Origin of the sequence: Limosilactobacillus urinaemulieris (genome assembly GCF_932750685.1) — a bacterium.
Taxonomy (GTDB): domain Bacteria; phylum Bacillota; class Bacilli; order Lactobacillales; family Lactobacillaceae; genus Limosilactobacillus; species Limosilactobacillus urinaemulieris.
Map to the genome: position 1 here is coordinate 107,293 of NZ_CAKOBX010000005.1, position 23,045 is coordinate 130,337.

22 protein-coding genes and 2 tRNA genes are annotated in these 23,045 nt (G+C 39.6%); 8 read left to right on the top strand and 16 right to left on the bottom strand.

Annotated features, from left to right (window positions below; genetic code table 11):
- Positions 1-8 precede the first annotated feature (8 nt).
- On the bottom strand, positions 9-716 hold the full coding sequence (yycF, locus tag MR181_RS04975) for a response regulator YycF (protein ID WP_040530594.1): 708 nt from the start codon (positions 714-716) through the stop codon (positions 9-11).
- 250 nt (positions 717-966) lie between these two features.
- Between yycF and MR181_RS04980 the strand changes: the two genes are divergently transcribed.
- The 4 genes from MR181_RS04980 to MR181_RS04995 all read left to right on the top strand — a co-directional run bounded on the left by MR181_RS04980 (position 967) and on the right by MR181_RS04995 (position 3,619).
- Positions 967-1,039 (top strand) — tRNA-Lys (locus MR181_RS04980).
- 69 nt (positions 1,040-1,108) lie between these two features.
- Positions 1,109-1,564 (top strand): winged helix-turn-helix transcriptional regulator, encoded by a 456-nt coding sequence (locus tag MR181_RS04985; RefSeq protein WP_242335589.1) that lies wholly within the window; start codon positions 1,109-1,111, stop codon positions 1,562-1,564.
- A 97-nt stretch (positions 1,565-1,661) separates the two neighbouring features.
- Positions 1,662-2,615 carry an aldo/keto reductase gene (locus MR181_RS04990; RefSeq protein WP_242335592.1) on the top strand — a complete coding sequence of 318 codons (954 nt, stop codon included), beginning with the start codon at positions 1,662-1,664 and terminating at the stop codon, positions 2,613-2,615.
- A gap of 14 nt (positions 2,616-2,629) precedes the next feature.
- Entirely contained in the window at positions 2,630-3,619 is a 990-nt protein-coding gene (locus MR181_RS04995; protein WP_242335595.1) for an aldo/keto reductase, read from the top strand.
- 49 nt (positions 3,620-3,668) lie between these two features.
- Here MR181_RS04995 and MR181_RS05000 read toward each other — a convergent pair whose 3' ends face one another.
- Positions 3,669-4,313: an HAD family hydrolase gene (locus MR181_RS05000; protein WP_191910960.1), complete on the bottom strand. Its 645-nt coding sequence runs from the start codon at positions 4,311-4,313 to the stop codon at positions 3,669-3,671.
- Positions 4,314-4,480: 167 nt separating this feature from the next.
- Here MR181_RS05000 and MR181_RS05005 point away from each other — a divergent pair.
- Positions 4,481-4,553: transfer RNA gene (locus MR181_RS05005), tRNA-Lys, on the top strand.
- A gap of 78 nt (positions 4,554-4,631) precedes the next feature.
- Positions 4,632-4,862 (top strand): hypothetical protein, encoded by a 231-nt coding sequence (locus tag MR181_RS05010; RefSeq protein ID WP_242335598.1) that lies wholly within the window; start codon positions 4,632-4,634, stop codon positions 4,860-4,862.
- A 257-nt stretch (positions 4,863-5,119) separates the two neighbouring features.
- On the opposite strand, the gene MR181_RS05015 is transcribed toward MR181_RS05010, so the two are convergent.
- The 14 genes from MR181_RS05015 to dnaA form a co-directional block, all read right to left on the bottom strand.
- Positions 5,120-6,109: an asparaginase gene (locus MR181_RS05015; RefSeq protein WP_242335601.1), complete on the bottom strand. Its 990-nt coding sequence runs from the start codon at positions 6,107-6,109 to the stop codon at positions 5,120-5,122.
- Between the two features lie 117 nt (positions 6,110-6,226).
- Positions 6,227-7,429, bottom strand: a complete 1,203-nt coding sequence (locus MR181_RS05020) for an MDR family MFS transporter (RefSeq protein ID WP_242335604.1) — start codon at positions 7,427-7,429, stop codon at positions 6,227-6,229.
- Positions 7,430-7,587: 158 nt separating this feature from the next.
- Positions 7,588-8,988, bottom strand: a complete 1,401-nt coding sequence (gene dnaB / locus MR181_RS05025) for a replicative DNA helicase (RefSeq protein WP_242335608.1) — start codon at positions 8,986-8,988, stop codon at positions 7,588-7,590.
- Positions 8,989-9,015: 27 nt separating this feature from the next.
- Positions 9,016-9,468: a 50S ribosomal protein L9 gene (gene rplI, locus MR181_RS05030; RefSeq protein ID WP_242335611.1), complete on the bottom strand. Its 453-nt coding sequence runs from the start codon at positions 9,466-9,468 to the stop codon at positions 9,016-9,018.
- A gap of 5 nt (positions 9,469-9,473) precedes the next feature.
- A complete protein-coding gene (locus MR181_RS05035; protein ID WP_191910954.1) occupies positions 9,474-11,498 on the bottom strand; it encodes a DHH family phosphoesterase in 2,025 nt (674 codons plus the stop codon).
- A 332-nt stretch (positions 11,499-11,830) separates the two neighbouring features.
- Positions 11,831-12,067 carry a 30S ribosomal protein S18 gene (gene rpsR, locus MR181_RS05040; protein WP_003716302.1) on the bottom strand — a complete coding sequence of 79 codons (237 nt, stop codon included), beginning with the start codon at positions 12,065-12,067 and terminating at the stop codon, positions 11,831-11,833.
- Between the two features lie 32 nt (positions 12,068-12,099).
- A complete protein-coding gene (ssb, locus tag MR181_RS05045; protein WP_242335613.1) occupies positions 12,100-12,645 on the bottom strand; it encodes a single-stranded DNA-binding protein in 546 nt (181 codons plus the stop codon).
- 36 nt (positions 12,646-12,681) lie between these two features.
- Positions 12,682-12,978 carry a 30S ribosomal protein S6 gene (gene rpsF / locus MR181_RS05050; protein WP_003716304.1) on the bottom strand — a complete coding sequence of 99 codons (297 nt, stop codon included), beginning with the start codon at positions 12,976-12,978 and terminating at the stop codon, positions 12,682-12,684.
- Positions 12,979-13,176: 198 nt separating this feature from the next.
- The gene (gene gyrA, locus MR181_RS05055) at positions 13,177-15,696 is read right to left on the bottom strand and encodes a DNA gyrase subunit A (RefSeq protein WP_277956493.1); all 2,520 of its coding nucleotides are present in this window, start codon (positions 15,694-15,696) and stop codon (positions 13,177-13,179) included.
- Between the two features lie 86 nt (positions 15,697-15,782).
- Positions 15,783-17,729, bottom strand: coding sequence for a DNA topoisomerase (ATP-hydrolyzing) subunit B (gyrB, locus tag MR181_RS05060; protein ID WP_191910951.1), 1,947 nt, complete (start codon positions 17,727-17,729; stop codon positions 15,783-15,785).
- Positions 17,726-18,850 carry a DNA replication/repair protein RecF gene (gene recF / locus MR181_RS05065; protein WP_242335616.1) on the bottom strand — a complete coding sequence of 375 codons (1,125 nt, stop codon included), beginning with the start codon at positions 18,848-18,850 and terminating at the stop codon, positions 17,726-17,728. The genes gyrB and recF overlap by 4 nt, the downstream gene beginning before the upstream one ends.
- 8 nt (positions 18,851-18,858) lie before the next feature.
- The gene (gene yaaA, locus MR181_RS05070) at positions 18,859-19,080 is read right to left on the bottom strand and encodes a S4 domain-containing protein YaaA (protein WP_102168016.1); all 222 of its coding nucleotides are present in this window, start codon (positions 19,078-19,080) and stop codon (positions 18,859-18,861) included.
- Between the two features lie 212 nt (positions 19,081-19,292).
- On the bottom strand, positions 19,293-20,432 hold the full coding sequence (gene dnaN / locus MR181_RS05075) for a DNA polymerase III subunit beta (RefSeq protein WP_242335618.1): 1,140 nt from the start codon (positions 20,430-20,432) through the stop codon (positions 19,293-19,295).
- 174 nt (positions 20,433-20,606) lie between these two features.
- Positions 20,607-21,926 (bottom strand): chromosomal replication initiator protein DnaA, encoded by a 1,320-nt coding sequence (gene dnaA / locus MR181_RS05080; protein ID WP_242335621.1) that lies wholly within the window; start codon positions 21,924-21,926, stop codon positions 20,607-20,609.
- A gap of 495 nt (positions 21,927-22,421) precedes the next feature.
- Between dnaA and rpmH the strand changes: the two genes are divergently transcribed.
- Both rpmH and rnpA read left to right on the top strand, forming a co-directional pair.
- A complete protein-coding gene (gene rpmH, locus MR181_RS05085; protein WP_003665227.1) occupies positions 22,422-22,556 on the top strand; it encodes a 50S ribosomal protein L34 in 135 nt (44 codons plus the stop codon).
- A gap of 129 nt (positions 22,557-22,685) precedes the next feature.
- Complete coding sequence (rnpA, locus tag MR181_RS05090) at positions 22,686-23,042, top strand: ribonuclease P protein component (RefSeq protein ID WP_098044945.1); 357 nt, start codon at positions 22,686-22,688, stop codon at positions 23,040-23,042.
- Positions 23,043-23,045: the final 3 nt, after the last annotated feature.

Here is a 23,045-nt window from a genome sequence, read left to right on the forward strand (position 1 = left end):
GCTAGCCTCTAATTTTGATCAGGATTTGCTAAGTAGTAACCAACACCACGACGGGTAATTAACCATTGAGGATGACTTGGGTTATCTTCAATCTTTTCCCGTAATCGCCGAACCGTAACATCAACAGTCCGCACATCACCAAAGTAATCGTATCCCCACACTGTCTGTAATAGATGCTCACGATTAATTACTTGCCCAATATGTTCTGCAAGGTAGTGAAGAAGCTCGAATTCACGATGAGTCAAATTGATATTCTCACCACGTTTTGAAACTGTATATGCTTCTGGGTGAATTACTAAGTCACCAACTTGAATATCAGTATTATTATCTTCTTCAGCGGGTGCCTTAACTGCCGCTTGCCGACGAAGATTGGCTTTTACCCGAGCAACTAATTCACGATTAGAAAATGGTTTAGTAACATAATCATCAGCACCAAGTTCTAGGCCAAGGACCTTATCTAATTCGGAATCCTTGGCAGTAACCATAATAATTGGAGTAGTGTGTTTTGCCCGTACTCGCTTAGCTACTTCAAGGCCGTCAATCTTAGGCAGCATTAAATCTAAAATAATTAAATCAGGTTTTTCACCTTCAACTTTTTCTAGGGCTTCTTCCCCATCAAAGGCAACAACGACTTCATAGCCTTCTTTTTCAAGATTAAATTTGATAATATCTGAAATTGGCTTTTCATCATCAACAACTAAGATTTTTTTTGCCATATCAATACTTACCTCCACATAGGTACAGTTGATTATTATTGTTATTAAGGACTGAAAATCTAGTAATTTTCAGTTTTGTTTATGATTTTAATTAATCCACTAAAAGGGCGAAAATTCACTAATAGATCGCCCAATTACTCTTTTAACATTATACCACATCAGTAAAAGATCAATTTAAATTCCAATAAATTATTGACAGTATTAAAGAATGATGATACATTTATATATGTTCTGATTGAACAAGATATATGGGCAGTTAGCTCAGCTGGCAGAGCAACGGACTCTTAATCCGTGGGTCCAGGGTTCGATCCCCTGACTGCCCATCAGAGGTTTACAGAGATTGAGATTTATTTTCTCAATCTCTTTTTTTATACAAAAAAGGAGTTTTAATCATGGCAGAAAAAGAGGTTCTTAGTGAAATCCAGATAACACTTAATGTAATTGGTGGTAAGTGGAAACCCTTGATTCTCCATTACTTAGAAAAAAATGGCACAAAAAGATATAGCGAAATCCTTCACTACCTAGAGTTAGCCCCTAAGAAGACTTTAACTACCCAATTACGCGAATTAGAACATGATGGAATTATTAAACGAACTGTTATTCCTACAGTTCCAGTTCAAGTTGAATATTCCATTACTAATCATGGTCGTTCCCTCTTTCCCTTGTTAGATGTAATGTGTGCTTGGGGATACCTTAATTCACAAGATTATCAGGTAAAACATACTACTTGTACATATAACAAAGAAACTACAAAAATTAAACAAGCTCGGTTACATAAACTATACGAAATGTTTGCTGAAGACCATTTAGGTGATTGGCAAGCAGACGACGAGGATACTTCAATGTAACCTGGGAAATAAAATGTGCCGTCTTGTCGGTAAGATCTAGTCTCGTTATCATTAAGACAATGATTAACATTGATTTTACTGAAGGGACGGTTTTTTTATGAAACAAATTAATTTAGGCACTACTTCGCTTCAAATTCCAGCAATGGCTCTAGGAATTATGCGAATGGAAGCAAAATCCCCCACTGATGCAGCGAAAGCAATTGATGCTGCTTACGAAAACGGCATTAATTTTATCGATTCCGCAGATATTTACGGTCAAGGAAAGTCGGAAGAAGTTTTTAGCAAAGCATTGAAACTTTCGAACACAAAACGTGAAGAGCTCTTTATCCAATCCAAAGCAGGTATTATTATTGATCCCGCACGCAGCCACGGAAGTTTTGTTTTTGGAAGTCGGTACGAGTTTACCAAACAACATATCTTAGAAGCAGTTGATGGTATTCTTTCCCGAATGAAAACCGATTATCTTGATAGTCTCCTCTTACACCGTCCTGATCCATTAATGGATTTAGAAGGGATCCGTGAAGCATTTGATATTTTACAAGCTAGTGGCAAGGTCCGCTTCTTTGGTGTTTCGAACTTTAACCCGCAACAATTTGCGATGGTTCAAAATATCGTTAGTCAACGATTGATGTTTAACCAATTGCAGTTTGGTCTGATGCATACCGGAATGATCGACTTCGGCATCCATACTAACATTAGTGATAAAGATGGTACTAACCATGATGGTGAAATTCTTGAATATTGTCGCCAATACCATGTTACCATCCAAGCTTGGTCACCATTCCAGTATGGAAACTTTGAAGGAACCTTTATCGATAATCCTAATTATCCCGAACTAAATACCACTTTAGCCAAGTTAGCTAATAAGTATAATGTCGGTAAAAATGCAATTGCAGCTGCTTGGATTCTTAAACACCCTGCTCAAATTCAGATGGTGATGGGAACAATGAATCCACAACACATTGCTGATAGCGCAAAAGGTGCTGACATTCAGTTAACTAATCAAGAGTGGTATAACCTATACCTTGCCGCTGGACATCAATTACCCTAAAAGGAGAAATCCCTATGTATCAAGCAAACGAAGATCGTTATCAAAAGATGATCTATAACCGTGTTGGCAACAGTGGTCTTAAATTATCAGCACTTGGATTAGGATTTTGGCATAATTTTGGTAGTGCGGATCCTTTTGAAAATCAAAAGGCAATCGTTCACCAAGCTTTTGATTTAGGAATTACCTACTTTGACCTAGCAAATAACTATGGTCCTATTCCCGGCAGCGCTGAAGAAAACTTTGGTCGGATTATGGCAACTGACATGAAACCTTATCGAGATGAAATGATCATTACTAGTAAAGCCGGTTATGAAATGTGGGATGGTCCTTACGGAAATTGGGGCTCACGGAAGAGCATTATTGCTAGCGCAAATCAAAGTTTACAACGATTAAATCTTGATTACGTTGATATCTTTTACTCTCACCGACCAGATCCGGCAACTCCAATTGAAGAAACTGCTGAAGCACTTGATCAACTCGTTCGTGAAGGCAAGGCGCTTTACATTGGAATTTCAAATTATGATGGCAAACAAACCGCAGCAATTACAAAAGTATTTAAAGAGCTTCGAACACCATTTATTATTCATCAACCCCGCTATAATATGTTCGATCGTCATATTGAAAATGACCTTCTTCCAGTACTAAAACAAGAGGGCAAAGCAGCAGTTTGTTTCAGCCCATTGGCACAGGGACTATTAACTGACCGTTATTTAAACGGAATTCCAGCTGACTCAAGAGCAGCAAAACCTACTAGTCCATTTCTTCATAAGGACCAAGTTGAGAAGACGCTAGCAACAGTTAAAAAGTTAAATAAGTTTGCAGTTGAACGTCATCAAACTCTTGCTGAAATGGCCGTTGCATGGATTTTACGTAAACCTGAAATTGCCTGTGTCCTAGTCGGTGCTAGTCGTCCCTCACAGCTTGTCGATGATGTTAAGGCATTGAATAATCTTCAATTCTCAGCTGATGAATTAGCAGAAATTGACCGTATTTTAGCTGAATAAGGAAATGAGGAGCTTTCGCATTCTTAAATAATGCTGAAGCTCCTCATTTTTATTCATCAAGCTCATTATCTTCCCATACCTTACGAATCATTGGGTATTTCAAATCACCAATTTGACTTACTTGGTACTTAGCTGCTTTAAGTTCATCAGCGTTGCCAACGCCAATTGAAATAACGTTAGTCGCATTCATTTGTTCAATTTGCTTAGCGTTAGAGCCAATCCCGACACAAGCAGCTGGCTGAACGTTTAACTCCTGGCTTGCTTTTAAATATGGATTCTCGTCGTCTAATGGTGAAACAAAGGCATCAAAGAAGTCATCGACCTTTAATTTTTGCAGAATTTCCTTTGCATGTCCATCAACATCATTAACAGCAATATCGACATAATGATCATAGAAATTATTTAGTAAGCGTTTGGCATTCGGATAAAGCTGCTCCTCACCGATTCCGTTAATTACCTTACTGTACATTTCATACTGCTCGTTAAGTAACTCATCCTCATTAGCATCAGTTTGGTTAAAATGCTTCAAGATAATTGCTAATGCTTGATGACGATCTAATCCAGCAACTTGACTAGCCATTTTTCCTGGTAATCCCATTCCAAACTCGTACATTGCTAGCTCTCGCCACGCTTGGAATTGAAGTTTATCGGTATCTAAAATAATTTTATTTAAACTAAGAATTGCACCCTTCATTATTGTCATTCCCTTGCTTTATATTCTTAACTCCTACTTTACAGATACTGATAGTGATATTCAATCATTTCCCCTTAAACTTGGAAACTGATAATTTTACTTTCTTCAAAAAAATCCTTGCAAATCTAATTAAAGATTGATAAGATAATATCTGTTGTCAATGACATGGGCAGTTAGCTCAGCTGGCAGAGCAACGGACTCTTAATCCGTGGGTCCAGGGTTCGATCCCCTGACTGCCCATTATTAAAAGGTCACCGATTATTCGGTGGCCTTTTTTTGTTATACTTATTAATAATATGCATTTACGAGGTGATTACTATGTTAGTCGCTTACTTGGTGTTTCTCCTCATCGCATTAGGAATTATCTATATCGGCTTTCAAATTTACAAAGGAAATTCAGCTTATTTTCAATTGTTATACGGTCAGCTTCTTAACAAAAAGGATAAAGATAATTACATTAAACTTCACCACCGTGCATTAGGATTACTATATATTGGCATTGGAATAATTACGGTTATTATTCTTACCTTTTTTCAATTTAAGCATTAGCAAAACCTAAAAACTACCGTTACCAGCATTGCAACAAATCAACGTCAGACTTTTGTTTCCATTTATATGTATTTAAGCCAAATTAAAGTAGAACTTGTGGTATTTACTACGGGTTTTGTTCTATATATAAAGCAAAGAAGGAAACAACCTAAGATTAGTTCAGAATGAAAATAGTCTTAGGTTGTTTCCTTTTTAATTTCTATCTAAGTGCTTGAAAATTGATTTCGAGCATCTTTCAAATAGCTAGATCCTTTTTATCAAAGACTAACCTCACCAACAACATTCCGATCGAAGAACTTTGCAACTTGATGAACATCCATTTCCTGTCCTAAGGCCCACATTAACTTGGTAATAGTACTTTCGGAGGTCATGTCATGAGCACTAATTGCTCCCTTTAGCAAAGCCTCGCGTCCAACCTCGTACTTAGTTAAATCACTCCGCTCGTATAAGCACTGGCTTGTTGCAATTACGGGGATCCCATTTTTAATTAATTCACCAATCGCACCAACCATGTTGCGACGAATGAAATTCATTCCACCAAGCCCATACCCTTCAATTACAATTCCCTTACAACCATTTTCAACCATCGCAAATAGGAGTTGTGGGTCAAATCCAGGGAATAACTTAACTAGGGATACATGAGGATCAATCTTCGTGTTTAATGTACAGTGATCGGCATGGGGAAAGTCGGCTTGTTGCGGATTAAAAACTAAGCCATCCGACGTTACTGTCGCAACTGGTGGAACGTTAACACTTTCAAAAGCATTAAAGTTCGTTGTCCGTACCTTCACGCTCCGACAACCCAACATTACCTTCTCGCTAAAGGCTAAATAAATGCCCGGCCGACACGTTGCAGCTGCCGCAAATGCCAACCGTAAGTTATCTGGAGCATCACTCAAGATTACGTTAATCGGTACTTGACTTCCCGTAAGGACTACTGGCAAGTTAATTCCCTGCAACATAAATGAGAGCATTGACGCCGTATAGGCCATTGTATCGGTCCCATGCGAAACGACAATTCCGTCATAATCGTTTCGGTACTCATAAATTTTTTTAGCAATAAACTCCCATTCTTCGGGCTGAATATTTGATGAGTCTAGCTGTAAAATATCGCGGACTTCAATTTCATACGGAAGTTGACCAAGCATCTGAATTAACCCTTCACCAGATTCTCGAGGAACTAATCCTGAATCTGAAGCAACTGATGCAATGGTTCCTCCCGTTGAAAGTAATAGTATCTTTTTCATTTGTTCTTGCTCCATCGTCTTATTTAACGTTGATTATACAACATAATAGAAAAGGAAGTACTAGCAGGCACTAAGAGCCTTGCTTCATACTTCCACATCATTTCCCGGGTAATATTTTTAATAATGAACTGTTCGTGATTGGTTAGACTTAACCACAATGAAGACAATTGCCAAGGTAACAAAAACAGCTACCGCACAAACGACGAACAAAATCCGATAACTGGAAAGTTCAATCAAAATTCCGCCAAATAATGGTCCAATTGCCTTTCCAAGTGAAGAAAAAGCATTCAGGATTCCCTGATACTTCCCTTTAATGTTAACTGGTGATAGTTCATTAACAATCGCTGGCATAGTCGGAAAGGCCGTTGCTTCTCCGATAGTTAGCACTGTCATTGCTAGCACAAACCAAATGTAGGACTTAGCAAATAACAATAGAACAAAGGAAAAGCCTACTGTGAAGAGTCCAAGAAATACCTGCAAATATAGGTTTGAACGGTACCGATTAATCCAAGTAATAATTAACTGGATAATCACAATTAAGACCCCGTTAAGCGTCCACAACAGACTGTATTTTGTCATTGAGATTCCCTGATCTGTCATAAAGACAGAAAGGTTACTTGCCCATTGTTCATACATTGTCCAAATAATCATTAAGGCTGCAAAGAAGGTCCAGCTAATTATTAAGTTACTAACCGGCATCTTCATTTGCTTCTCGCCATCTTCAACTTCCACATCTACTTCCCGATTACTTCTTCGACTACCCTCATTATCCTTAAAAAAGAAAAAGACAACGGCACTAAAAAGGACATAAAGAACTGTCGTAATTGAGAACATTGGTGAAATATTACCATGAGCATACTGATAAAGCGGACCAACAATTGTTGTTCCGATCACCATTCCTAAATTATTGGCAAAGTACAACATGTTAAAAACATATCGCCCATCTTGTCCAGATTGAGTTCCGTAAGAGTTCACCATGGTAATTATCCAACCATTCATAAAGCCGACGCCAGTCAATAGGATTCCATAAACCGGCCAACCATTAAATGCAATCAATAATCCCATGATTACAGTTGCCGTAACTGTCCCGCCAAGCATTAATTGCCGCGGATTTTTCTTATCGAATAATGTTCCGGCGATATAACTCCCCACAACATTAGCACCGGAATACAAAAGCAGGACAATCCCTGAAACAGTTAATGATTCATGAAGCTGTTGGTGCATGTAAATGGTAGTTAACGGCCAAACAAAACTATTACCGATACTCCCTAAAAACATTCCCAATAGCAACCATTTTAATTCAATTCCTTGACGGTTCATCTTACGCCTCCTCTTTTCTTAATCACCTTTTTAATAAGACAGATCTATCATCTTGACTATAACTCTTTTTATTATCAAATGGTTGATAGAAACCTACATTCTTTTAAAAACGCACAAAAGGGCCCCTACGATCTCTCTTAGATGCCCTTATTATTCGATTAGTTATTATCTTCTGGAATATACGAAACAGAAGCAAATTTATTATATGACTTGGCAAATAATAACTTCACGGTTCCCCGTGGACCACTACGGTTTTTTTCAATAATGACTTCAACTTCACTCACGTTTGAGCCATCGTCATCATTATCCTGTTGTGAATTATTTTGATTATCCTCGCCATCACCATCTTCATCGTGATCATAATAATCATCACGATACAGAAAGCTAACAATATCCGCATCCTGTTCAATCGATCCGGATTCCCGGATATCTGAAAGTACCGGTCGTTTATCTTGCCGCTGTTCAACTCCACGAGAAAGCTGAGAAAGGGCAATAACTGGCACCTCTAATTCCTTAGCAAGCTTCTTTAATTGCCGTGAAATTTCGGAAACTTCTTGTTGTCGGTTATCGGGATTTGTCCCTTCAATTAGCTGAAGGTAGTCAATCACGATTAGTCCAAGATTGCCCTTTTCCTTAGCTAGTCGACGACACCGTGCACGAATTTCTGCAACCTTAATTCCAGCAGTATCATCAATATAAATATTAGCCTTAGAAAGAGCACCAGTTGCGATAAAGAGGCTGTTCCACTCATCCTGAGTTAGCTGCCCCGTCCGCAAGTGGTTGGCGTTAATGTTTCCCTCAGCACAGATCATCCGGTTAACAAGAGATTCTGCTCCCATTTCCAAGCTAAAGATTGCCACAGCAGTATCTGAACTAGTCGCAACATTCTGAGCAATATTTAGTGCGAATGCAGTTTTCCCAACAGCAGGCCGTGCAGCAATAATTACTAACTCGTCCTTATGCAGCCCAGTTGTCATTTCATCCAGTTGCTGATAACCAGTTGATAATCCTGTAACTTCACTATCGTTTTTCGATAAGTCATTAACGTGTTTTAAAGAAGCTTCTAGGACATCCTTAATGTTTTGAAAACCACTTTGGGTATTGTCTTGAGAAACCTGCATGATTTGCTGTTCAGCATTATCAAGCAGATCCGACACACTATCATTATCAGCATAACTATTATTAATAATCTTGGTTGCTGTATTAATTAACCGTCGTCTTGTTGCCTTATCATGAACAATTTTAGCATAATAGGCGACGTTGGCTGCTGTTGGCACTGCTGTAGCAATTTCAGCAATATAAGCAACTCCACCAATATTTTCAGTCTGATTATCCTTGTCCAGCGCACTCCGGATCGTCACCACATCAATCGGCTGATCTTCATTATTTAAATCAACCATCTTCTGAAAGATGATTTGGTGGGCTTTACGGTAGAAATCGCGTGGTTCTAAATATTCCATTGCATCAGCCAGGGCATCCTTACTTAAAAAGACAGCTCCAAGAACTGCCTTTTCCGCATCGATGTCACGTGGCTCTTCTTGCACTGGTGCATTATCCATGACGATACGCTCCTTTAATCAATGAGCTTACTTTTCGGCAATGTGAACCCGAATTTCAGCCATCACTTGTGGGTGCAGTTTAATTGGCACGTTAACATAACCCAACGCCTTAATTGGTGCTGCAAGCTCAATCTTCCGCTTATCAATCTTGACGTTGAATTGCTTTTGTAATGCAGTCGCAATTTGTTTAGTTGAAATCGAACCAAACATCCGGCCGTCAGTTCCAGCCTTTCCACTCAATTCGACAACGGTCTTGTCATCTTCAAGAACCTTCTTCAACTCTTTAGCCTCAGCCAATTCTTCAGCAGCGTGCTTTTCTTCTGCACGTTGTTGACCAGTTAACTGGCTCATTGCAGCGTGGGTAGCCTGTTTTGCGAGTCCTCGCTTAATGAGGTAGTTTTGCGCATAGCCATCGGGAACATCTTTTACTTGCCCACGCTTACCGCGGCCACGAACGTCTTGAATAAAAATAACTTTCATCTTAGTCACTCCTCAGTTGATTCTTTATTTCCATCATCCTCTGTTTTAGCCAATTGGTCAATCAGAGTTTGCTTAACTTCCGCAATTGTTTTCCCCTTAATTTGGGTTGCAGCATTAGCTAGGTGACCACCGCCACCCATTTTTTCCATGATTAATTGAACATTCACGTCACCCATTGAACGTGCGGAGATACAGATCATTCCATCAGCTCGTTTAGTAATAACAAACGAGGCCTCTATCCCGTTAACCTGAAGAAGCATATCTGCCGCTTGAGCAGCTGTTACCGGATCATAGATCTGGTCTTCCTCTCCAGCACAGATCGCAATTGAACCATTTAACTCTGCTAATGAGATTAAGTGATTACGTTTCATGAAACTATCTGCATTTTCTTTCATGAACATTTGGATCATCATCCCGTCAGCTCCGGCAGATCGTAAGTAACTTGCCGCATCAAATGTCCGGGTTCCCGCACTTTTGGTAAACGATTTAGTATCAATTTGAATTCCCGTCAGCATTGCCGTAGCTTCCAGTTTATTCAACCCTTTACCTTCTCGTGGTTGATATTCAAACATTTCTGTAATTAACTCACAAGTTGATGATGCATATGGCTCGATATAAACCAATAATGGATTTTCAGGAAACTCTTCACCGCGCCGGTGGTGATCAATAATCACAAGACGGTTTTGTAAACGTTCATAAAGTTCTGGAGCAATCGTAATTCCTTTCTTAGCATGGTCAACCATCACCAGAAGGCTATTAGGAGTGGCTTTCTCAAGAGCCTCTTCAGGGGTAATAATATGTTCCTTGATTTCCTGAAAATTATCCATTTGCTTCAGGAGACGCTGAACATCAGAGTGAGCCTGCTCGTCATCAACGACAATCCAACATTCACAGTTATTCATTTCCGCAATTCGGCGAATTCCTAAACAAGCACCCAGAGAATCCATATCAGGATTCTTATGTCCCATTACAAAGATTTGATCTGCCTGGGCCATTAGTTCTTGAAGGGCCTGACTAATCATTCGCGCTCGAACCCGTGTCCGCTTTTCCATTGGATTGGTCTTTCCGCCGTAGAACCGTGCTTCAGAATCCTGAGCGCGGACAACAACCTGATCGCCACCTCGTCCTAGCGCAAGATCAAGGTTGTTTTGAGCAGTATCAGCTAATTTTACCAGATCATTTTCACCATAAGCAATTCCAACACTTAACGTTACTGGTGAGTTCTGTTTTGAAGTATTTTCCCGAATAATATCGAGAATCTTAAACTTCTTTTCTTCCAACCGGTTCAATGAAATTTGATGTCCGATAATCAGGTAATTATCATCGTCAATTATCTTCATTAATAAGTGATTCTCTGCTGCCCACTTACTAATTTCTGACGTCACATAATTATGTAAATTAGAAACATCTGAATCGCTCATCCCCTGGGTTAGTTCAACATAGTTATCTAAATAGATGTTTCCCAGGAAGATTTGCTGTTGTTTATAACGCTTATTAATTTCTTCATAGCTTGTCACGTCCATCATGTAGATAACATGATTATCTTTTTGAACCAAGAATTCAAATTGACGATCCTGCCACGTAACGATCGTCGGCTGCTTATCATTCCGATGCTCATTTTCTAGTTTGGCAAGCTCGTTATCAACTTCTTTAAGTTTCTTCCCAACAACAATTTTTAGATCAAAGTACTTAGCCATATAAGGATTAATCCATTGAATTTCGCCCTGCTTATTCATCAGGATCATTCCTAAAGGCATTTCAAGCAACGCTTCCTGTTGTCCCTGCTCAACCCGATAAGTTAGATCTGCTAAGTACTCATGAGCATCAACGACGATCGTTCGTAAACGACTTATACTAAGCTGACTACCAAAAAGAGCCACCACTAGGATCGCAATCCCAAGAAGCCAATTAATATAAAATCCCAATACTAGACTAAGAATCGTTAAAATTAAAATGTAAATAAAATTCCACCGAACTGCTGGCTGTTTAAACAGCTCTCGCCAGTATTCTCGACTAATAAGATCTCTCATACTGGTCCTCCTGATTTTAACGTTTTTCGTTAATTATTAATTTTTGTTAAACAATCAGTATCTATAATATCACATTGGTCTATTTGACTGCATCTCAACACTTACGGAATGAAAAATCTTTTAAAAATAAAGCTGGGAATTAACCCATTCAAGAGCCTGGTTGGCTAACCTAGAACGACGAATGATAATGAATTCATCAGAGTCGTTCGTAGTTAGACTCGAAGGCTCGGGTTAATTCCCGCGATTAAACTCGGTAAGTTCGGTTACTATTAGTTACAGAGAGAGGCTGAGAAAAAACGAATCGTTTTTTCTCAGCCTCTTATTTTACGGAATTAATCTTCAGCAACGAATGGCAAAAGACCCATAATCCGTGCACGCTTAATAGCGATAGTTAACTTACGTTGGTTCTTGGCGCTAGTACCAGTAACCCGACGTGGTAAAATCTTACCCCGTTCAGAAATAAACCGACGTAATAAATCAGTGTCTTTGTAATCGATGTAGTCGATGTGGTTTGCGGCGATAAAGTCGACTTTACGACGACGACGGCCGCCCCGACGTTGTTGTGCCATGAAATTACCCTCCTATCTGGTTAAAGAATTCTTTAGAATGGTAATTCGTCATCAGATAAGTCAATGGATTGACCATCGTCCCCACCATTAGGGAATTGGTTATCTGGTTGACTTGGTTGGTTATTATTACCACCAAAGCCATTAGACGAATTAGATTGAGGAGCATTATTTCCAGGTTGCGGTTGATTATTATTGTACTGCGGTTGACCTTGACCACCAAATGGTTGTTGGTTGCCATATTGTTGACTACCACCGTTTTGGCGTGGTTCAAGCAGTGCAAAATTATCGACAACAATTTCGGTAACATAAACTCGGTTACCTTGCTGGTTTTCGTAATTCCGGGTTTGAATCCGTCCTTCGATACCAACTAAGGATCCCTTATGAGTAAAGTTACTAAAGTTTTCAGCAGACTTACGCCAAATGACGCAATTGATAAAGTCAGCATCCCGATCCCCATTTTGGTTTCGGAATTGACGATCAACAGCTAAAGTAAATGATACAACAGCTGTTCCACTGGTTGTGTACCGCAACTCAGGATCTCTTGTTAAGCGTCCAGTAAGTACTGCACGATTAATCATTAGATCTCGTCTCCTCTCTATTAATTGAAAATCAAATTAAGCTTCACGCTTGATGATCATGTGACGTAGGATATCATCGTTGAACTTAGCTAAACGATCGAATTCGTTTAAGGCTTCGTCAGTGTCGGTAGTAAGGTTTACCACGTGGTAAGTACCTTCAGTGTACTTGTCAATTGGGTAAGCAAACCGGCGTGTTGACCAATCCTTGGAATCAGCGATGGTTGCACCATTGTCCTCAAGAATCTTGTCAAAGCGAGCTACAAGGTCGCTCTTTGCAGATTCTTCCATATCAGGACGAATGATGTAAGTAATTTCATATTTACGTGTTTCCATGAATGTTACACCTCCTTATGGACTCTGGCTCTTCCCGTAAAGATTAAGAAGAACAAGGAGAGTAGACGTCTGTTACGTATACTCACAAGAATAAAATATACCACAGACATTGGTTTAAAACAAGGAACAGGTAACAAGAAAATCCTGAATTTGCGGTCTACTTAATAAAGACGTAACAAATCAGGATTTCTACTTTATTTATTCAGTTTTTTCTTCCGTAGTTGCTTCTTCAGTTGAATTTTCATTTGATAAAGAATCGTCTTCGTCATCTTCATCACTTTCCTTTTCAACCTTCGCAATCGTCGCAACATGCGTCCCAGCATCCATCTTAATTAGGTGAACTCCTAGTGCTGATCGACCAGTTTGCGATACTGTTTCAACACCGAAACGAATAATCACACCATGGTCTGTAACCAGCATAATGTCTTCGTCTCCCTTAACAGTTGTTAGGCCAACCAGAGGACCATTCTTCTTCGTTACGTTAACGGTCTTAACACCTAAACCGCCACGACCCTTAATTGGGTACTCGCTAGCAGGCGTTTGCTTACCGTAACCCAACTCACTAATTACTAGGACGTTGCTATCATCATCAAGTGGTGCAGTACCAATGACATAATCGTCATCCCGTAAGCGAATTCCGCGAACTCCTGCTGCTGAACGTCCCATTGACCGGACAACAGATGAGTTAAAGCTTAAGGCATAACCGTGGTGTGTTCCGATAATCATATTTTGTTGATCCTTAACTATATCGACATGGATCAGCTCATCATCATCGTGAAGGTTAATCGCCTTCAACCCATTACTTCGAATATTCTTAAACTCGGTAACTGGTGTCCGTTTTACGGTTCCCTGCTTAGTGGTAAAGAAGAGGAACTTATCATCGTCGTTAGTTTCATGTGAAACGTTAATCACAGCACTAATCTTCTCTTTGTTATCAATTCCAAGTAAGTTAATGATTGGAATTCCTTGAGCAGACCGACCATACTCTGGAATTTCATACCCTTTCATGGAGTAAACCTTTCCTGAATTGGTAAAGAAGAGGAGCAAGTCATGAGTATCACTAGAAATTAATTGTTCAATAAAGTCATCCTTGTGAACACCCATTCCCTTAACACCACGACCACCACGGTGTTGAGACTTAAATTCATCTACCGGCAACCGTTTAATGTAACCATTATGCGTTAAGGTCACAATGATTGACTCTTCCTCAATCAAATCTTCATCTTCAATGTTAGTAATATCACCAACTTGAAGTTCTGTCCGCCGCTTATCACCAAACTTCTTTTGAATTTCTAATAATTCATCGTAAATAATTTGGTTGATCCGTTCTTGGTGAGCAAGAATGTCTTTGTAATCGGCAATTGCTGCCATTAACTTCTTATATTCGGCCTCAATCTTTTCTCGTTCCAAACCGGTTAACCGGACTAACCGCATATCAAGAATTGCTTGGGCTTGACGATCCGATAGTCCATAGTTTTCCATCAACTGATTTTTCGCAATTTCACTTGTTTGGGAGTTCCGAATAATATTAATGATTTCATCAATATGATCTAAAGCAATTCGTAACCCAGCAACAATATGAGCACGGTTTTCGGCTTTTTTCAGATCAAATTCTGTCCGCCGCCGAACAACATTTTCCTGGTGTTCTAGGTAATACTGAAGGATTTCCTTCAAACTAAGGATTTTGGGTGCACCATTAACAATTGCTAACATATTGAAATTGAAAGTTGTCTGCATCAAGGTCATCTTGTACAAATTATTCAAGATCACTTCAGCACTAGCATCACGACGTACATCAATTACGATCCGCATTCCTTCACGGTCGGTTTCATCATTAACGTCAGTAATCCCTTCAATTTCCTTATTCCGAGCTAAATCAGCAATCCGTTCAATCAGCTTTGCCTTATTAACCATATAAGGAATTTCGTGAACAACAATTTGTTGTCTACCGTTCTTTCGTTCTTCAATATCGACTTTAGCCCGAACAACAATTGTCCCTCGACCGGTCTCATAAGCCTTCCGAATTCCAGACTTGCCCATGACAACACCACCAGTTGGAAAATCTGGTCCTGGCAAGACTTTCATTAAGTCTTCAGTTGTAGCGTCCGGATTATCCATCAATACGTGGATTGCACTAATAACTTCCCCTAAATTATGGGTTGGGATATTCGTTGCCATTCCGACAGCAATCCCTGAAGCACCATTAACAAGTAAGTTGGGGAACCGAGCTGGTAGCACAGTCGGTTCCTTTTCGGTTCCGTCATAGTTGTCTTGAAAATCAACAGTATTCTTGTTAATATCCCGTAACATTTCAACGGCAATTTTACTCATCTTGGCTTCGGTATACCGCATAGCAGCGGCACTATCACCATCAATTGAACCAAAGTTACCGTGACCATCAACCAACATGTACCGGTAACTAAAATCCTGTGCCATCCGTACTAGCCCTTCATAGATTGAAGAATCACCATGGGGGTGGAATTTCCCCATAACATCCCCAACAATCCGGGCAGACTTCTTATATGGCTTATCAGGAGTAACCCCTAATTCATTCATCCCGTACAGGATCCGTCGTTGTACTGGTTTCAACCCATCACGCACATCCGGGAGTGCCCGAGAAACGATAACACTCATGGCGTAGTCTAAGAATGAATTTTTCATCTGACTAGTCAGGTTAACGTCCGTGATCCGGTTATTTGATAGATCGTTTTCAGCCACTATCGTTGTTCCTCCTTTAAATTTGAGTATGATGCCCGAAAAAAGCGCTAATAGTTAACAAGCTTAATTCGGTTCACACACCAATCTTATAAATCAAGATTTTCTACAAACTTAGCATTCTTTTCGATAAATTCACGCCGCGGTGTAACCTTATTCCCCATCAACATTGGGAAGATTTCCTCTGCCGCCTTGGCATCATCAAGGTTTACCCGGAGAAGGTGGCGTTTTTCGGGATCCATCGTTGTTTCCCAAAGCTGTTCAGCATCCATTTCACCAAGCCCCTTGTAACGTTGAATAACAGGTTTAGGACTTGGTTGAAGTGAGTTAACAACCCGGTCAAGCTCTTCGTCTGATTCAATGTACTTTACAAATTTTCCTTGACGAACTTGGTATAGAGGTGGTTGGGCAATGTAGACATAGCCATGGGTAATCATTGGCTTCATAAACCGGTAGAAGAGCGTCAATAGTAACGTCCGAATATGAGCACCATCAACATCGGCATCGGTCATAATAATCAGCTTATGGTAATTAGCTTTGGTAATATCAAAGTCCTCGCCAAAGCCAGTTCCTAACGCTGTAAACAGCGACCGAATTTCATCATTTGCTAAGATTCTGTCAAGGGTCGCCTTTTCAACATTTAAAATCTTTCCCCGAATTGGCAAAATTGCTTGAGTCAACCGAGAACGTCCCTGTTTAGCAGAACCTCCAGCTGAGTCCCCCTCGACGATGAACAACTCAGAAATATTTGGATCCTTACTAGTATTATCAGCTAGCTTACCTGGTAAGTTGCTAATTTCCAGACCACTCTTTTTCCGGGTAACTTCACGTGCCCGTTTTGCTGCTACCCGAGCTTTAGAAGCTAGTTGTCCCTTTTCGATAATTTGCCGTGCTTCATCAGGGTGTTCAAGTAAGAATCGGTTAAATGTCGCTGCAAAAACATGATCAGTTGCCGTTCGTGCATCAGAGTTCCCAAGTTTTGTCTTAGTTTGTCCCTCAAATTGTGGATCCGGGTGCTTGATAGAAACAACCGCGGTTAATCCTTCACGTACATCATCCCCGGAAAGTGTTTCATTTCCCTTTAAGACTCCTGACTTATGTCCATAATCATTTATTACCCGAGTTAGGGCCATCTTAAACCCAGTTTCGTGCGTTCCACCTTCATAAGTATGGATATTGTTGGTAAACGTCAATAAATCACTTCTGTAAGAATCAGTGTATTGAAGAGAGACTTCTACAGTAATACCATTTTCTTTTCCTTCAACGTAAATTGGTGGTTCAAAGAGAGTGGTTTTCCCTTCATTCAAGAAGTCAACATAGTGTCGAATTCCACCTTCATAATGGAATTCTTGCCGTTCTGACTCCTTATCACGCTTATCTTCAATTGTGATTTTCAGTCCCTTGTTTAGGAATGCTAATTCACGAAGACGGTTTGTTAAGGTTTTAATGTTGTATGTAGTTGTTTCGCGGAAAATTTCCGGATCCGGCTTAAAGTGAACAGTTGTCCCATGAACATCTTCCGGCACGTTTTCATCAATTACCTTCATTGAGGTCTTAACGTGACCATGATCAAAGTCCATGTAGTAACGCTTCCCCTGACGTGAAACCTTAACATCAAGTTCTGTAGAAAGGGCGTTTACAACTGAAGCACCAACACCGTGTAATCCACCGGAAACCTTGTATCCGCCACCGCCGAACTTACCACCGGCGTGAAGAACAGTAAATACTGTTTCAAGGGCTGGTTTCCCGGTTTCCTTTTGGGTATCAACAGGAATTCCCCGGCCGTTATCGGTAACAGAAATACTATTATCTGGTTCAACAACCACGTTAATTTCATCACAGAATCCAGCTAGGGCCTCATCAATTCCGTTATCGACAATTTCCCAAACTAAATGGTGTAGTCCTTGAGCCGAGGTTGAACCAATATACATCCCTGGCCGTTTTCGTACTGCATCAAGCCCCTTAAGAACCTGAATTTGACTGGCATCATACTCGCTCGCTAACTCAGCTTTTGTTTCTTTTTGCTCGTCGCTCACTGTGTTTCCCCCTTGCTCAAAGTACCATGTTCAATTTCAAAGATTTTCGGTTGATGAATTAACTGCCGTGCAACATCATTTAAGCTTGTTGTTGTCAGAAAGGTTTGCACCTTATCTTGAAAGGCAGTTAATAAGTGTGTCTGACGAATAGTATCTAATTCAGATAGGACATCATCTAAAAGCAGTAACGGGTATTCCCCCGTCTGCTCCTTCATCAAGTCGATCTCCGCCAACTTAACAGATAATGCCGTTGTTCGTTGCTGGCCTTGTGAGCCAAACGACTGAACGTTTTTCCCGTTAACCATAAAGTGAATGTCATCCCGTTGCGGTCCATACATTGTGGTTCCCTTTTCAATTTCCCAATCTACATGGGACTGATAAAGGCCAAGCAAGTTTTGATATGCCTGCTCAACAGTCGTCTCCTCACTCAGCTTTAATTGGGTAATGTAGTCTAATCTTAATTGTTCAGCATTCAAGGATATTTTCTCGTGAAGCTGTGAAGCCCACTTTTCCAAATGCTGCAAGAATTGATAACGGGCAATGATAACCTCTGCACCGTATGCAGCCAACTGATCAGAAAGTACTCCAAGTAAAACCTTATCGTGTTGCTGACCGTATTTTAACTGCTTCAAATACTTATTTCTTTGACGCAGTAAGGTTCGATACTGCCCAGCATTATAAAGATACTTACTACTCATCTGACTAAATTCCATATCCATAAAATGGCGCCGCAGTGCTGGTGCTCCCTTAACTAGGGACAAGTCCTCCGGCGCAAATAAAATGGCATTTAGTTGACCAACATATGTAGATAATCGAGCCTGCTCAAGATGATTGACTTTAGCTCGTTTTCCCTTAGAAGTAAATTCTAGTTCTAGCGGAACGCGTCCACTCGTCTTTTGAACAATTCCGCTAATGGTCGCTGATTTATGCTGCCAATTAATGAGTTCTCGGTTGTTATGGGTCCGGTGGCTCCGTGTTAATGACAATGCATAAATCGCCTCTAACATATTCGTTTTTCCCTGAGCATTGTGACCAATCAGGACATTAACTCCAGGAGCAAAATGAACTGTCAGATCTTCGTAATTACGAAAATTATGTAAGTGCAATTCTGAAAGAATCATGCAAATTCCTACTTACTCTTAATCATAATTGGTTCATGTTCGGGAATGATAACAACATCTTCCGGATATAATTTCCGGCCACGACGATTCTCAAGTTCGTCATTAATCCGAACATCATGCTCCTTCAAAAACCACTTGGCTGCACCACCAGTTGGGATAATTCCCTCTTCCTTGAGCAGTTGTCCCAAGGTGATGAAAGGCCGATCTATTTTTATGGTCTTGGTTTCCACACTTAATCACCTACTTTTCACAAATACTATTATACCACATTTAAGAGGTTAAAAACGCGCAGATAGCCTTTTTAGGCTTCTTAGTGGTTATTAGTCTTTTTTGTCAAAATCAAGTTAAAAACGCTTAATTTGCTTAAAACACGATTTCAGCAAATTTTTAAAATAAAAAAAGGGTTATGACAAACTGGTTATCATAATCCTCTTACTTGTCATTAAAATGTCCGAACTGGCGTGATCAAATGAACAAAGTTTTCTGTATCTTCCGTTGGAACTAACGTAAATGGACGTAGTGGAGAAGTGAATGAAATCTTAACCGTTGATTGACCAAAGGATCGTAGTGCATCCTTCATGTAATTAGGATTGAAGGAAATTTCTAAATCATTTCCCTCAACCGCTGATGTGGCAACATCTTCCTCTACCATTCCGATATCTGGTGAATCACCGCTAATCCGAACCAGCTTTTCGCCAGGCTTAATGGTTAATTTAACAACATCATTCCTGCTTTCATGTGAAAGTAATGAAGCCCGGTCAATTGAAGATAAGAAAGTTCCGGCATCTAATTCCACTGTCGTATCTGATGTATCTGGAATCAACTGACTCGTTTCTGGATAATTTCCTTCTAACAATCTGGAGTAGAAGTGCGTATTACCAAAAATAAATAAAACTTGATTATCAGTAACTTGCATCTTTACGTCATCATCAACGTCACTAATCATTCCGGAAAGTTCATCCAAACTCTTCCCTGGAATAATAACATCGTAATTAACATCGCCAACACCATCTAATTGCACTTTCCGTTGTGCGAGTCGATGACTATCAGTAGCAACTGCTGTAAGTAATCCATCACGCAACGTTACGTGGATCCCAGCAAGGATTGGCCGACTTTCTTGTTTAGAGACGGCAATTACGGTCTGTCGAATAACTTCTTTAAGCATATCATTGGCAAGAATAACTGTATTATTTGCCTCAACTTCTGGTAAGTGAGGGAAGTTTTCAGCGTCTTGTCCATTAATTTGAAATTTGGCACTTCCTGAAGTGATATCCGCTTGGAAACCACTAGTAATTTCAATAGTTACATGTTTATCTGGAAGTTTCTTAACAATCTCACTAAAGAACCGGGCTGGAAGAACAATTGAACCAGGTTCGTCAATTTTTAACTCATAATTTTCATTGCTAGCGGCCATAACACTTTCAATTGTAATATCTGAATTACTACCAGTTAGTGTAATGCTATCGTTAGCTACTACCATTTTTAACCCAGTTAGAATTGGAATAGTAGTTTTAGATGAGATTGCCCGAAGAACATTATTTAATTGACTAATAAATGCTGAACGATTGATGGTAAATTTCATTATCAATGCTCCTTTGGTAGGTTTATATATATTTATATTAATACTTTAAAATATAGTCGAAGTAGTAGAGCCTGTTAATATTGTGGATAACTCAATTCGGCTAAGAAAAAACAACTTATTTGCTTGTGGATAACTTGTGGATAAAATTGGGAATAACTTCCTAGTTTTCCACAGCTACGCTTTTAATTTTGCTTTTAATGTATTTAGCTGATCTTGAAGTTCATTATCAGTTTGGAGCTCTTCTTCAATTTTATCAATTGCGTGAAGAACGGTTGTGTGATCTTTTCCGCCAAATTCTTTCCCGATTTTTGGTAATGAATAATCAGTTAATTCACGAGAAAGGTACATTGCGATCTGACGCGGAACAACAATTTGCTTGACCCGCTTCTTACCAATAATGTCGCTTTGGGTAATATTGTAAAAGTCAGCAACATTTTTTTGAATTGACGTGATTGTAATTGTTGTTTTAGTAGTCCTTTGCAGTCCGCGAAGAGCTTGTGATGCGAGATGCGGCGTAATTGGTTCTTGGCTTAAGTTAGAGAATGCCTGAACCTTGGTTAGTGCTCCCTCAAGTTCACGAATATTGGTATCGATCTGTCCTGCAATGTAGTTCAAGGTGTCATTTCCAATATTGATGTGATCTTCTTCAACCTTACTCCGCAAAATAGCAATTCGGGTTTCCAGATCTGGTGGGGTAATTTCAACCGTTAACCCCCAACGGAATCGCGAAACAAGACGATCCTGCAACTCTGGAATTTCGTTTGGAATTCGATCAGAGGTCATGACAATTTGCTTTTTATTGTCGTGTAGAGCATTGAAAGTATTGAAGAATTCAAGCTGGGTTCCTTCCTTATTAGCAAGAAATTGAATATCATCAATTAATAATAAGTCCAGATTACGGTACTCTTCACGGAATTTCTCCGTAGAGTTACTTTGAATAGAGTGGATAAAATCATTAGTGAATTCTTCGCTAGTAACGTATTTAACTTTTGCTGCCGGATTGAGTTGAAGCATATGGTTACCGATTGCTTCCATTAAGTGGGTTTTCCCTAATCCCACTCCCCCATAAATGAAAAGCGGATTATAAAGACCACCGGGACTTTCGGCAACTGCAAAGGCAGCAGCATGGGCCATTTTGTTTCCTTCACCAACAACAAAAGTTTTGAAGTTGTAGTGTGGATTAAGTGGCGTATCCATTTCAAAATTATTTGATTCCGCTGGTCGATCATTTTGATAAGGATCGAATTCTCCCTCAAGAACAAAGTGCGGTTCAATCTCTTGATTAGTAACCGTTTTGGCGTACTGTTTTAGTTCTGCCTTTAAGTTTTTTTCCCAAAAATCACGATGGACTTTTGTGGGTACTTCAACTTCTAATTGATTTTGAGAGAGAGAGAGTGGTTTTGCCGGAGCAATTAATGTGTCAAAGGTAACTTGGCTTTTGCTTTGACGAAATGAATTTTGGATCGCTTCCCATAGAGAATCGAGCTCAGTCAAAATAGTTCCCCTCCTAATAGTTATTAAATTACAAACGACATTTTATCATTATGAAAAAAAGTTTTCCACAGGTGAGTGGATAATTGAAAAATATTTACACAACACTGTGTGTAAATTAAAAAAAGGAATGTGGAAATTGAGGATAAAATAAAAAAATAGCAGTTTTCCACTATCCTTGTGGATAACTAAATACTATAGCAAAAGGGTTAAGCAGACTTATGAACAGTTTTATACAGGCCTGTGGATAACTTTAATAACAGGATGTGAATTGTTGAAAAATGCTGTGAAATCACGGTTAATAACTTATCCACAGGAAGAAGAAATACACAACGCTGTGGATTATTTTTGTTCTTCTGTGGATAAACAAAAAAATCTAAAAAAATTTCACGTTTAATATTTGAGAAAAGTATGTTATACTTCCAGAGTATGTTTGAAGAGATCGTCTTTTTAGACTATAAAAACCAAACCATTCAGATTGAATAGGAGGTGCATCGTATGAAGCGCACGTTTCAACCAAAGAAGCGTCACCGTGCACGTGTCCATGGCTTCCGTAAGCGTATGAGCACCAGTAACGGCCGTAAGGTATTAGCACGTCGGCGTCAAAAGGGCAGAAAAGTATTATCTGCATAATTACGGCCACTTTTATAGTGGCTTTTTTTATTGCAAGGGCAGGGCAGTCAGCTTGACGAGCTATCGTTTCGTTGAAGCTGCAATGTCCGGCCCTTTTTATATTTAATAAGGCTGGAGATCTACATTATTATGAGAAAATCATATCGGGTAAAAAAGGAAAGTGAGTTTCAACGAGTATTTGAAACTCATAATTCTGTTGCCAACCATAAATTTGTCATCTATCAAATGGCAAAACCAGGTCAAAAGCATTTTCGAGTTGGTATTTCCGTGGGGAAAAGGATTGGAAATGCAGTTCACCGAAACTGGGTTAAACGCCGGATTCGCCAAACACTTCTTGAAGTAAAACCTTATCTACGGCAAGACGTGGATTTCTTAGTAATTGCTCGTCCAGCTGCAGATGGCCTGGAAATGGCGGAAACAAAGAAAAACCTTGTCCATGCTCTTAAAAGGGCGCATCTATTAGAAGAGAAAAGTGAGGATCGTTAATCA